Below are 11470 nucleotides of genomic sequence, written 5' to 3'. Positions count from 1 at the left end.
TAGCCTCGGCTATGCGGTCCATGGTCAGGCCGTGGTAACCGCGCTTCAGAAGGATGGAGCGAGCAGCGTCGAGAATTAGTTCCTCGCGTTCTTTAAAGGCGCGGCGTTTTCGTGCTGCAATGCCCATGCGTGGATCTTATGACGAAGCGTAGGTTTTTGTCAATACGTATACTTGCCCCTCTGCGTTTTCCTTGATTTGTGTTCTGTGAGAGCGCCGAGGGGCGAATTGGCAAGGCTTAAAGGTCGGTTCTGGTCAGATAATGGCTCAAAAGAGGGCCTTTCCGGGCAGAAATAAGGCATTAATCAACAATTGTAAACAATTAACGTCTGGGATGACATCTGAACAACAAACGTCTTAGAGTTCTTCTTGTTCGATTTCACGGGTCTTTCGATGCACACCGGCGCGCCGGGAAGGCAGCATCTTGCCCCTGATTCGCGTGAGCCGCCTACGGAATGCCTCTAAAGGAGCCTGCTCAAACTCAGTCGCGCGCCCCAGGGCTTCACGTGTTTCCAGGTACTCGACGGCCTGCTGACAAAGGCGTTCCGCTTCCGCATAGTTGCGGGTCTTGTGTTCATAGTGCTTCGCTAACTCCAGGCGGACCCATAGGTTGCTGGGCTGCTCCTGGAGAATTAGGGAAAGCGAATTCTCGACCCGATCGAAGTCGCCAAGGCGTTTGGCTGCATGTGCGATGAGCTCAAGACAGCCTACTCGCCGGTCAGGGTCTGTCTCGATTTCCAGCAATCGGTCGCCGTGCGCCACTACGTCGGAGTATTTCTTCTGTTTGAGACATACCCGCAATAGCGAGAACCGGTCATCATTGTGCTCAAAGCCTCGACCATCGGGTTCTCCCAGGCAGCGGGAAAGCCATCCGGTCAGTGCCACCAGCGATAGGATATCCATGCGGTGATGGTAAAAGACGGGGGCGAGGCGCCGGGCGTCGCGCGTACGGAGATAGTCGAACCAGAGCTGCGGAATCTCGTGGCCGGGCACGTCCCCGTGACGTTCCAGTCCGAGGACTTCGCGCTCCACGTTTCCCAGGCTGCAATTGCCCAACCTGCGCTTGAAGAAGCGGCGCGCGGCATGAAGTAGATCGAAGTGTAGGGCGCCATCCATCCGGAACCGGATTCGATTTTGGATGAACCTCGTTCGCAGAAGCGGCATGTCGAAGGTCTTGCCGTTGTAGCTGACAACGGTTTCGCACGGCTTCATGACTTCATCCAGGTACTGAAGCATGGGCTCTTCGTCGTCATAATCGCGCATGAAACACTGGTCGAGGCGTAACCCCTCTTCGACGAAATAGGCGATTCCCACCAGGAAGGCTACCGTCCCCGTGCCTCCCGAAAGTCCTGTCGTTTCCGTGTCGATGAAGAAGGCCGTGCGGGGATTGAACTCGATCAACTCGTCGTCGGAGGCCGAAAGGGCAATGTGCTCGCCGCGCGCTTCGAGTACCGAGTCCAGAGTGACAGCTCCGTGAGGAGTGTGCCAAGGATACGTATGAGACACGAGGTAAAAGCCGGACTTCTCGTCCCCAACCAGTGTTCCTGGCACTGCAGTGTCGATTTCATACACGCCAGATTCCCGCAGCCGTTGGAGGTCTTCCAGGCGCTGCCGCCATTCGGAGCCTTTCATCACGCCGCTGCGCGAAAGCAACTCATCCAGCTTCTGTCGGTTGATTGAATCCATTCCAAAACCCTGAAAACGATTTTAGTATAATTGAGGGTTGACGTAAAGGGGAATTTTGGAGTGCGTGCCTAAGCGCGATGGCCAAGAGTCTGGTGAGTAGCAGAGTTGTTATGGCTGGATCATGACCGTCGCGCCGACTGGGCAAATACGAAACACCGTCTCAAGGTCCTCGGGGTGCAATCGAAGACACCCGTCGCCGAAGGGCTTACCTACCCGCGACGTGTCGAGTGCCGCATGGATGCCATAGGTTGTAGGACGACCGTCGCGAGCCAACCCCAGCCAGCGCTTTCCCAGAGGATTGCGCGGGTCTCCCGGCGGCACACCTTCTCCCCGGTTATGCCACACCGGATCAGTCAATTTGTTGACCACCGTGAAGACTCCCGTAGGCGTTGTGTCTTCGGCGCCGACGGCAACTGGGATCGTCCGTATTGGCTGACCGTTGCGGTAGAGGGTCATGCTGAAAGAACTCTTGTCGATCACTAAAGCAATCCCTGATTTGGGTAAAGTCGCAGGCGGCTCGGTTGGCTTGCCTTGCTGCTCCCTTCCTTGCAGGGGAGAAGTCGGCGATTCTGATCCAACGCCACCTTCTGGTTCGATGTTCTGTTTTGTGGTGGAGACGGCGAGGTTAGCCAGTCGTTGCCGTATGGACACACTATTGTCGCGCACAAGCGCCGCGTCGCCAATATCGCCGGAAACCGGCGGTCGTGATCGTGGTGCGCTTGGGGAGCCACCTGCTGCGCCTCCGGAGTTGCGCGAAGCCGAAGCTTCACGTGGAGGCTGTTCCTTGACCGATTTCTTCTTCTTGGGCGGCTTGTCGGGCAGGGGGACTGGCTCGTCGTTTTCAGAGGGAAGGCGAACCTGGATGTTGTCGTTTGTTGTGTTGTTTCCCCCATCTGCATGACGGGAAATGCTCCAACCCGTGGCCAGAGGAATCAACAATACGAGCACAATGGGGATCAACTGCTTTCGCTTGTCGGTCTCACGTTTCTTGGAGTTTGCTGATTGGACAGAAGTTGAATGGCCACTGCTGTCGTGAGTCATGACGGTATCACGATTGGGCGTGGGCTGAGCCGAGTTGGGATTGGCGTGCGGAGCAACGGACTTTACGTTAGGATTCAGCAGTGTCTCGACGCCGATAGCGTACGTCGAATCCGGCAATGCCTCTACATGGACGACACGGCCACGCACAAACAATGGCTCGTTATTGTGGGCCGCTTGCGTGAACTCGATCTCAAGGGAACTTCCGATAGGGAGGGTCGGAGACGTGACAATCCCCAAGCCATCGCGGCTTATATCGGCAACAACCCCCTCTTGAAGTAGGGAGGCCCCTCCGCCCCGGGCTAGAAGCACATGCTTCTGCGATGGCACGCGCGGCGCCCGACGGCGCTCATAACTCCTTTTATCTGGACCTGACGCCAAGGCCGTAACGTCTCCATTCCGTTGAAAACGTCGCTGAGATTCGACCGTATACCAAGGAAATATACCACATAACTATGGAAACTGGCGAGATTAAATCGAGTAGGGAAACCTCGCTTGCTTGTCTGCAACAGTTGGGGCGCGACGGCTCCACGCCCAGGATTGGAGAGAACTCAAGTCCTTTTGCTAAAGCCGATTAAGTCCATTCAAAGCTGCAACACGATAGGCCTCGGCCATCGTCGGATAGTTGAAGGTGGTATTGACGAAGTACTCCAAGGAATTGGCAGAGCCCTTCTGCGACATGATTGCCTGGCCGATATGGATAATCTCTGAAGCATTTGCCCCAAAGCAGTGGATTCCCAGAATCGCAAGCGTCTCCCGGTGAAAAAGTAACTTCAGCATACCCACCGTCTGCCCCATGATCTGTGCGCGGGCCAGACTTTTGAACTGAGCATGGCCCACCTCATACGGAACTTTTGCGTGGGTGAGATCGCGCTCGGTTTTTCCAACCGAGCTGATTTCCGGAGAAGTGTAGATCCCGGTCGGAATGTCTTGCACCAGGGATGGTTCCGCTTTCCCGAGAATGTGCGTAGCAACGTATCGTCCTTCGACGTAGGCGGCGCTTGCCAACGATGAACGCCCTGCGACGTCACCGGCCGCGTAGATGTGCGGCAATATCGTCTGATAGGAATCGTTCACCTCAATTTGCGCCCTGGAATTCGTGGTGATTCCAAGCACCTCTAAGTTCAGTCCGTCCGTGTTACCGGTTCGGCCGTTGGCCCAAAGGAGTATGTCCGACTTAAGTTGTTTGCCGGACTCCAAGTGTAGGATGACTTCAGTGTCGCGTCCTTCCACGCGCGAACACGTCTCCATGTGTCGAATGAGAACACCACGGTCGCGAAGGTGATAACTCAACGCATCTGTGATCTCGTCGTCGAGGAATTCGAGCAAGCGTCCGCGTGTGTTGACCAGATTTACCTTGCAGTCCATGTTGCGGAAGATGGACGCGTATTCGCACCCAACCACACCAGCACCGTATATCGTGATCGAACGAGGGGTGTGATCGAGCGTGAGGATCGTATCGCTGTCGAATATTCTGGGATGTGTGAAGTCCACATCGGGCGGATGATAGGGCCTGCTTCCTGTTGCGATGATGATGGAATCCCCGGTGAGGCGGTACGTCTCTGTGCCATCTTGACGCACTTCCACGGTATGAGCGTCCGCGAAGGCGCCATTTCCGCTGAAGATGGGGACGCCGTTTCGGTCGTAGAAATTGCGCCGCATCGAGACTTGATGCTCAATGACGGACGCGGCGTTCTTTCGGAGTTGTCCGAACGAGAGCGACTGCGAGAGTCCGGAGTCTTTGAAGAGGGTGCTTGAATTGGTGGAGGTGAGTTCTTGCACCGCATGACGAAGCGCTTTGCTTGGAATGGTGCTGAGATGGGTGCAATGGCCGCCAACTCGATCCATGCGTTCTATGACGCCGACGTTCTTGCCCCCCTTGACGGCCTGCATGGCCGCCCCTTCTCCGGCGGGCCCCGTTCCAATAACTAAGACATCAAAATGCGGTAATCCAGGCATTGCAGATTCACTTTCGAAAGTCTGGGTAAGAGACAACTTGGCGAAACGGTATCATGCTGCGCCTGTCCCATCCAAATGATCGTCCGTATTGCGGCGTGGGCAGGTGCCTCCTACACGGCCTCCTCGGTTCCAAGCGGGGGAAGGAGTTTCGCGCCCTCGGAACGTGCGATGTACGTGGCTGCGGTCAGGTCTCCCACAACATTGACCACGGTACGGCACATGTCGAGTATTCGATCTACTCCGATGACCAAGGCGATCAGGGCGGGATTGACGCCAATCGTGGACAACACAACGACAATGAAGGGTATAGACGCCGCGGGAACGCCTGCTGTACCTATTCCGCCCAGAATGGCCATATAGAGGACCATCAGTTGCTGGCCCAGGGTGAGGTCGATTCCGGCAAATTGCGCAAGGAACAGCACGGTTACTCCTTCAAACAAAGCCGTCCCGTTTTGATTCGCTGTAGCGCCGACCGTGAGCACAAAGGAATTGATATCGCGCGGGACGCCCAGGTTGTGCTCGCACTCACGCAACGCAGTCGGTAACGTTGCGTTGGATGAGGAGGTGGAGAATGCCGTTATCACGACCGTCTTGATCCGGCGAAAGAACTCGAAGGGCGATATGCGCGACAAGACGGCAACGGAGAGTGAGTAGACGACAAACATCTGCAGAGCGAGACCCGTGAGCACGGTGACTACGAACCATCCGAGGCTAAACAGCAAAGGGAAGCCGAAACGCGCCGTCATGGTAAAGAGCAGGGCGAATACGGCGTAGGGTGCAAGCATCATCACCAGGTGGATTCCCTTGGCGACGGCCTCGTATGCGCCTTCCAGGACGCGTATGACGGGCTGGGCCGATTCGCCAATCAGAGTCAGCGTAATTCCGATGAACAGGGAGAAGAACATCAGGCCAAGCATGTCGGGAGGATCGGAGGCGGCTGCCTGAACAACGTTGGTTGGAACAATCGACTTGATGACCGCCATGAGAGGTGTGTTGGTTGGGATACTCGTCGACTTTGCGGTTTCAACGCGCGCCTCCGCTTCTTTTCCGTAGCGTTCCTGCAGGCGCTGGCTGACGGTGGGATCGATGCGCGTACCCGGACGGACTAGGTTTGACATGGTTAACCCGATGACAACTGATATCGCAGAGATAACCACGGTGTAGATCAGGCATTTGACGCCTACGCGGCCCACACGGCGTATGTCCCCGATACCTGCCACGCCAAGCACCAACGAGCAGAAGACCAGTGGAACCACGAGCATAAGGAGCAATCGAAGGAAGAGCTGACCCAAGGGTTCGGTGACTTGAAGCGTAAGCCATTGGAGAGCGGCAGACTCGTCGCCAAGCACTGCATTCAGAATGCCCCCCAGGCACGCACCACCAACAAGCCCAATCAGGATCCGTACGTGAAGCGGAAACCTGGAACTGGAGGAAGCCGTCATGCGTTGGTCCTTCGCGCGTTGTCACCGGTCAAGTCGCGGCCTTCCCACAACAGGCCGAAATGCACTGTACCGAAGCCTTCACGTGGGTACAAGTCTGCATTGAGACATTGGGGAGATTTGACGCCAGTGAGAGCAGGGGAGATAATAGTCCTCAGACCGCATCCAAGGGGGATTCAGGTCTAATTCGGCTTGACCAAAGTAAGGTTCGAGTCTGTGCTCGAGCGGGGGACAAGAAGATATACGTCCCGCTGTCAAAATGGTCATGCAAGAACGATGAGCGGCCCACCATGAAAGAGGGCCAATAGAGCAATTCTGGGGGACCATATCGTTGAGGTTTGCGCGTTGTTGGGTGATTTCGCGTATACCGAGCGGTAGGTAGGGATTTATGGCGATATTCGTTGAGTTTCCGGTTCTTTGGGGGAGAGGTTTCACTGCAACTTCGTTCCGCCGTCCTGCACGGTCGATGAAAGGTGGCGTCCAGCCTCGCGCAATTCTCGCGGCCGTTCTTGTGACTCTGTCCACGCTTCAGGTTTCTGCTGGAGAGTCCATGTCTCTGGAGCAAGCGCTGTCGAATATGCGAGCGAGAAACGAGGCGCTGATGGCGTCCGACGACGACATCCGGCAACGTGAGTCCGAACGGGCGGCTGCCAAAGGTCTTCGTGCGCCGCTGGTCGAATTGGACTTGCGCTACAACATACTCAACGACCCTGTGGCTATCCGCATTGGCCGCCTGGGGGTGGAAGTCCAAACCGAGTACTTCTGGAAGGGTGAGGCAACCGCGACAATGCCGCTCTATGCCGGTGGCCGGATTGCCGCCGCGAACGAAGCGGCAGGTGCGCGGGTTGCCGAGGCGCATGCCGAGCGCGATAGAACCGATGACGAATTGGTTACGGAATTGGCGCAGCGCTACTTCGGTGTGTGTCTCGCCAAACGCGCGTTGGAAGTGCAGCAACTTAAAGTGAAGACGATGGAGCAGCAAAGCTATCGCGCGAAGCGGCTCATGGAAGAGGGCATCATCTCGCGGGCGGAATGTCTCAACGCGGAAGTCGCGTTGGCCAACGCACGTGTCGAGTGCGACGCATCCGCACGCGACGTATCCATCGTTTCGGAAGGCTTGTCGAACATCGTGGTAAGCGACGGCCCAATTGACCCATCCACGCCTCTGTTCATTCTCCGCAACCTGGAGCCTTGCGAGGTGTTTCAGCAACGTGTGGACGAAGGGCATCCGGTGATGAATCTGCTGGATGCCAAACACCATCTCGCCGAGCAAGGAGTCCGCGCTGAGCATGGGGAGAGAAAGCCTACGGTGTACTTGTTCGGCATGCATGAACTCGTACCCCGCGATCTCACGTTGCTCGACCCCAAGTGGGCGGCGGGAGTGGGGGCCAAGTTCACCCTGTTTGACGGGTTCCAGGCGCGAAACAAGGTGGAGGCTGCTCGTGCTCAAGAACAGAAAGTCACGCATTTGCAGTCGAAGTATCGACGAGACCTCAAGAGCCTGGTATTGAAGCGCTATGAGGAAATGGCAAAGGCAATCGAGCAATACGATGGTCTTGAGTCGACGTTGGAACTCACCAAGGAAAACCTGCGTGTGCGTACGCGTGCCTTCGAGGAGGGGCTTGCGACTTCGCTCGAAGTTGTGGATGCCACACTCACCCTGGCACGCGCCGAACTGGGACGTTACAAGGCCGCGTACGATTTTGACACGGCGTTCTTTCAGCTCCTGGAGGCTTCCGGGAGCACGGAGCAACTCTCGCAGTATATGGCGAAGTCGGTTGCTGTGCAGGAACACGAGTGGGTCGCAGCCCTCCAATCCTCGGCGGCTACTACGGCAAACGGCATTCATCCTACCGAAGCAAAGGAATCCCAATGACCTTCGTGGCGCGTCTGTTCTCGATGTTAATCGTCCTTTGCTTGATAGCAGGGGTTGCAGTTTCCGCGTGGTATTTCAAGCAGCCCTTGCCTCAATGCATTCAGGGCGAGGTAGAAGCGACGAAGGTGAATGTCTCCGCAAAAGTCCCGGGGCGCGTGGAGGAAATGCGTGCCGAGGAGGGGCAGTCCGTCAAGAAGGGCGACATTGTGGCCGTACTCGATCGTCCGCAGCTTCAAGCGAAACGCAACCAGGCGCAAGCGGCGGAAACCGCGGCGGGTGCGCAGCGGGACAAGGCAGAACACGGAGCGCGCGAAGAACAGATTCGGATGGCGCATAGCCAGTACTTGCAGGCGAAAGCGGGAGCGGAACTGGCGCAGAAGAGTCTCGAGCGCGTGCAGCGTTTGTTCGATGATGGGGTACTGCCCGCACAACGCCGCGATGAGGTGCAAGCGCAGCGCGATATGGCCAACAAGTTGGAGGCTGCTGCAAAGGCGCAATACGACATGGCGGTTAACGGGGCGCGCGAGGAAGACAAAGTGTCGGCTTCCGCGTTGGTGGCGCAAGCCGCGGGGGCTGTTGAAGAGGTCGATTCGCTGATAGAGGAAGCCAACGTTCGTGCGCCAAGAGATGGCGAAGTGGTCGAGCATATCGTGAATCTCGGCGAACTGGCGTCGGCGGGTATGCCCATTCTCACTCTGGTGGACCTTTCCGATGTTTGGGTCACGTTCAACATACGGGAAGATCGCCTTGGCGGGTTGAAGATGGGAGAGAAGATCCAGGGAACGGTTCCCGCACTTAACAACCTTTCTGTCGAATTAGTGGTGACGTACATTGCGGCGCTGGGCGATTTCGCGACGTGGCGCGCGACGAGCGCGGCGGGCGGTTTTGATTTGCGGTCGTTTGAGGTGCGCGCGAAACCCACTCAACCGACCGACGGGCTCCGCCCCGGCATGAGTGTGATCGTGCCGTGGGCTCGAGACGCAGCCGCCACTCAGACAGCCCAGTAAGTGCGATCCCCTCTCTGAGATAAGACCAATGAAGGACTCGGACAAAAACGATTCGAAGTCCGCGATGAGGACGGGCCTTTTGCCCGTCGTCGGGCGCGAGTTGCGCCGGATGACCCGCAGCCGCTTCTACCTCATGTTCCTGTTTGTTCTGCCGCTGACTTCCTTCACGGTCCTTTACTCCACATTTTACAAGGGGGTGCCGCGCGACTTGCCTGTTGTCGTGTATGACGGAGACGACTCAACGCTGTCTCGCCAGATCATTCGAATGCTGGACGCCACACCGGCGCTTGCTGTAGCGGCTTCGGTGCATGATCCCAAGGAAGGTGCTGCCGCGATTCGCACGGGTCGCGCTTATGCCATGGTGTACATGCCCGAGGATCTCGAGCGCGATGCGAAGCGTGGCGACAGTCCTGCCGTGACGGCTTACGTCAACAACCAATGGCTGCTGACCAGCAGCGTCGTCAGCCGGGCGGTGCGCGACGTTGTAGGGACTGTCTCGGCGGGGACCGATATGCGCATGCGAGTTGCGCGGGGCGAGTATCCGTCGCAAGCGAAAGAGACCTACGAACCGATTCGCGTCGATCAGCATCTGCTCTTCAATCCCAACCTCAACTACATGTACTTCTTGTTGCCGGCACTGTTCCCCACGATGATCCAGGCATTCGTGTTGATGATGGCGGTGTGGGTTGTTGGCACTGAACTGAAACATGGCACGGCCAAAGAATGGCTACGTGTATCGGGAAACCGCCCGCTTATCGCCTTGCTGGGCAAACTCGCGCCTCACACCGTCTGCTATTTCGTCCTCACCTGTTTTTCGGTGGTTCTGCTGGTACGATTCCTCGGTGTGCCCATGAACGGAAGTCCGTGGGTGCTGGCGCTGGCGAGCTTGTTATTTGTGCTCGCGTATCAAGCGGTGGGCGTGCTGCTGGTGGTCTTTACGGCCAACTTGCGATTGGCCAGCAGCCTGTCCGGTTTCTATGCGGGGCCTGCATTCGCGGTCGCCGGCGTTACCTATCCCGCCATAGCTATGCCACTGGGAGCCAAGGTCTGGAGCTGGAGCATACCGCTGTCTCATTACCTGCAAGTGCTGCTTCAGCAAACGTTGCGCGGCGCGCCTCCGCAAGCATCGGCCTATCATCTAGGAGTAATGGCCCTTTTTGCCTTCGCGATTCCACTGCTCACCTTGCCGCGGTTGAGTCAGGTCATGCGTGATGCGAAGTTCTGGGGGCGATCATGATTCGGTTCTTTCGCGCCCTGTTTGGCGAATACCGCACGATCTTCTCCGATTCCGGCGTCTTTCTCATCCTATTGGCCGGACTGATGATCTATACGATGGTCTATCCCTTGCCGTATTCGACCGAGGTGATGAAGGAAGTCCCTGTCATCGGTGTGGATCAAGATCACACGGCGTTAAGCCGCAAGCTCATGCGATGGGCCGATGCGACGGAGGAAGTGCGCATCGTCAAAAGCACAGGCGATCTCGCCGAAGCGCAACAGTTCGTCCTGATGGGCGAGGCATGCGGCGTATTCGCCATTCCCGAGGGATTCGAGCGCGACATTCTGCGCGGGGAACAGGCCGTCGTTTCCAGTTATGCAGAGACAACGAGCTTCCTCACGTACCGCCAAGTCGCTACCGGTCTCTACAAAGCGACTGCGACGCTGTCGGCGGGCGTGGAAGTGCGCCGCATGACCGCTGCGGGCTTTGGCGAAGAGCACGCGAAGACCGCGCGCGATCCTTTGCCGTTGGTGACCCGTCCGTTGTTCAACCCCGCGGGCGGTTACGGCACCTATGCCGTCCCAGGGGTGCTGATCCTGATCATGCAGCAGACCTTGCTTATTGCCATTGGCATGCTCGGGGGTACGCGCAACGAGGCCTATCGCACGGCGGGACGTATCCGAGCCGTTGGATTCTATGACGTGCTGGCACGGGGAGTAGCGTTCGCGTCGATCTATTATCTCTATCCTTTGTTCTATATGACGGTGGTCTTTCGAATCTTCGACTTGCCCAACGCGGGAAACGTCGGGGAGATCATGCTGTTCATGCTGCCGTTTGTGTTGGCCGTGTCCTTCCTGGGGTTGACCCTGTCCGCGTTGTTCGGATACCGCGAGGTGTCCATACCCGCACTGATCTTTAGCTCCCTGCCCGCCGTATTTCTGACAGGTATTGTCTGGCCTGTTGAGGCCATTCCTACGTGGCTTCGCCACGCCTCGTTCCTGTTGCCCAGCACGATGGGCTGTCCCGGATTCGTGCGGCTGAACCAGATGGGCGCGGGCTTTCGAGAGGTCCAGAACGAATGGACGACCTTGTGGCTGCTGGCTGGTCTGTACGTCGTGCTTGCCTGGCTCACCATGCGGCGCGTACCGGATGTTCCCTCTGGCGCGGCAAACGAAGAGGGGGTATACTCGGACGCTGTCCATGGAGTCACGAGTCCCGTCAGGTAGCAGGGGGGCCTAACGTGCGGTTCAC

At 57.4% G+C, this 11470-nt stretch carries 9 protein-coding genes; 4 read left to right on the top strand and 5 right to left on the bottom strand.

Going from position 1 to position 11470, the window contains the following annotated elements; translation table 11 throughout:
• From K1Y02_21485 to K1Y02_21465, 5 genes are all read right to left on the bottom strand, one after another.
• On the bottom strand, positions 1-127 hold a 127-nt coding region (locus K1Y02_21485), incomplete at its 3' end, for a TetR/AcrR family transcriptional regulator (protein MBX7258950.1).
• Positions 128-355: 228 nt separating this feature from the next.
• The gene (locus tag K1Y02_21480; GenBank protein ID MBX7258949.1) at positions 356-1684 is read right to left on the bottom strand and encodes a ribonuclease H-like domain-containing protein; all 1329 of its coding nucleotides are present in this window, start codon (positions 1682-1684) and stop codon (positions 356-358) included.
• A gap of 108 nt (positions 1685-1792) precedes the next feature.
• Positions 1793-3052 carry a L,D-transpeptidase family protein gene (locus tag K1Y02_21475; GenBank protein MBX7258948.1) on the bottom strand — a complete coding sequence of 420 codons (1260 nt, stop codon included), beginning with the start codon at positions 3050-3052 and terminating at the stop codon, positions 1793-1795.
• A gap of 234 nt (positions 3053-3286) precedes the next feature.
• Positions 3287-4681 (bottom strand): Si-specific NAD(P)(+) transhydrogenase, encoded by a 1395-nt coding sequence (gene sthA / locus K1Y02_21470; GenBank protein ID MBX7258947.1) that lies wholly within the window; start codon positions 4679-4681, stop codon positions 3287-3289.
• A 110-nt stretch (positions 4682-4791) separates the two neighbouring features.
• Positions 4792-6123 carry a dicarboxylate/amino acid:cation symporter gene (locus tag K1Y02_21465; GenBank protein ID MBX7258946.1) on the bottom strand — a complete coding sequence of 444 codons (1332 nt, stop codon included), beginning with the start codon at positions 6121-6123 and terminating at the stop codon, positions 4792-4794.
• A 547-nt stretch (positions 6124-6670) separates the two neighbouring features.
• Here K1Y02_21465 and K1Y02_21460 point away from each other — a divergent pair.
• The 4 genes from K1Y02_21460 to K1Y02_21445 are packed head-to-tail and all read left to right on the top strand — an operon-like array spanning position 6671 to position 11445.
• Positions 6671-7996, top strand: coding sequence for a TolC family protein (locus K1Y02_21460; protein ID MBX7258945.1), 1326 nt, complete (start codon positions 6671-6673; stop codon positions 7994-7996).
• The gene (locus K1Y02_21455; GenBank protein ID MBX7258944.1) at positions 7993-9003 is read left to right on the top strand and encodes an efflux RND transporter periplasmic adaptor subunit; all 1011 of its coding nucleotides are present in this window, start codon (positions 7993-7995) and stop codon (positions 9001-9003) included. Before K1Y02_21460 ends, K1Y02_21455 begins: the two co-directional genes overlap by 4 nt.
• Positions 9004-9031: 28 nt before the next feature.
• Positions 9032-10240, top strand: coding sequence for an ABC transporter permease (locus K1Y02_21450; GenBank protein ID MBX7258943.1), 1209 nt, complete (start codon positions 9032-9034; stop codon positions 10238-10240).
• A complete protein-coding gene (locus K1Y02_21445) occupies positions 10237-11445 on the top strand; it encodes an ABC transporter permease (protein MBX7258942.1) in 1209 nt (402 codons plus the stop codon). Before K1Y02_21450 ends, K1Y02_21445 begins: the two co-directional genes overlap by 4 nt.
• Positions 11446-11470 lie beyond the last annotated feature (25 nt).

Source organism: Candidatus Hydrogenedentota bacterium (genome assembly GCA_019695095.1).
Classification (GTDB): Bacteria; Hydrogenedentota; Hydrogenedentia; order Hydrogenedentales; family SLHB01; genus JAIBAQ01.
The sequence above is the reverse complement of the archived record's forward strand: the minus strand, read 5'-3'. Positions and strand labels throughout refer to the sequence as shown.

Bases quoted from the DNA above. Each gene is read 5' to 3' on its own strand.
- K1Y02_21480 (MBX7258949.1), bottom strand. From the start codon at position 1,684: ATGGATTCAATCAACCGACAGAAGCTGGATGAGTTGCTTTCGCGCAGC.
- sthA (MBX7258947.1), bottom strand. From the start codon at position 4,681: ATGCCTGGATTACCGCATTTTGATGTCTTAGTTATTGGAACGGGGCCC.
- K1Y02_21465 (MBX7258946.1), bottom strand. From the start codon at position 6,123: ATGACGGCTTCCTCCAGTTCCAGGTTTCCGCTTCACGTACGGATCCTG.
- K1Y02_21460 (MBX7258945.1), top strand. From the start codon at position 6,671: ATGTCTCTGGAGCAAGCGCTGTCGAATATGCGAGCGAGAAACGAGGCG.
- K1Y02_21455 (MBX7258944.1), top strand. From the start codon at position 7,993: ATGACCTTCGTGGCGCGTCTGTTCTCGATGTTAATCGTCCTTTGCTTG.
- K1Y02_21450 (MBX7258943.1), top strand. From the start codon at position 9,032: ATGAAGGACTCGGACAAAAACGATTCGAAGTCCGCGATGAGGACGGGC.
- K1Y02_21445 (MBX7258942.1), top strand. From the start codon at position 10,237: ATGATTCGGTTCTTTCGCGCCCTGTTTGGCGAATACCGCACGATCTTC.